We start from the raw sequence: 251 nt of genomic DNA on the forward strand, positions 1-251 counted from the left end.
GGTTTACTGGCTAAGCCAAGCGTTGAAACGCTGGGTCAGTTCTTCTGAATTGTCGGTCCAAAAGTCAACATCGAGTGGGATAGCACCCTTCAGGTTTGCTTCGGAGGTCGGCGATTCTTCACGATACTTCTCCGGCACGAGTTTGGTTGCTCCGAGGTTCGGAAGGCCATAAGCGATGTATTCCGGAAGTTTCGCCTGGTTCTCCGCCTTGCTCGCATAGGCAATGAAGTCCATGCCGGCATCTTTGTTCG

1 pseudogene is annotated in these 251 nt (G+C 52.6%); it reads right to left on the bottom strand.

The features are described 5' to 3' along the window. Positions 1 to 3 precede the first annotated feature (3 nt). A pseudogene (locus SB724_RS21150) lies at positions 4 to 251 on the bottom strand (hypothetical protein); the annotation flags it as partial.

Origin of the sequence: Bacillus sp. SIMBA_031, from assembly GCF_046535225.1 — a bacterium.
Classification (GTDB): Bacteria; Bacillota; Bacilli; order Bacillales; family Bacillaceae; genus Bacillus; species Bacillus velezensis.